Consider the following 338-nt stretch of genomic DNA (forward strand, 5'->3'; position numbering starts at 1 on the left):
TGGTGGGCCTGAGTGGACTCGAACCACTGACCTCACGCTTATCAGGCGTGTGCTCTAACCACCTGAGCTACAGGCCCCGCGCCATGCCGCACGGACCCCGCCACCCTGGCGCACCAGGCATGACGACGCCGTGACGGCCCGGCAGACCGGAGCCTTCAGCCCTTGCGTTGCCGCAACGGCCAGCCCGATCGGTCGCGAACCGAACATCTGGAAGAAGAAAGAGAAACGAAGACGGCGGCTGCCGCATAATGGATCCCTGCCGTCCGGCGTGAGGGCCGGGACCGGCGGATGGCAAAGCCACCCAGGATCCGATGTGTTTCTGAAGATGGTCTTGGGAG

At 64.8% G+C, this 338-nt stretch carries 1 tRNA gene; it reads right to left on the minus strand.

The annotated features are described in order from the left end of the window. Positions 1 to 77 (minus strand) — tRNA-Ile (locus tag BUQ68_RS22685). Positions 78 to 338 lie beyond the last annotated feature (261 nt).

It is taken from the genome of Mongoliimonas terrestris (assembly GCF_001927285.1).
In the GTDB taxonomy this organism is placed as follows: domain Bacteria; phylum Pseudomonadota; class Alphaproteobacteria; order Rhizobiales; family Pleomorphomonadaceae; genus Chthonobacter; species Chthonobacter terrestris.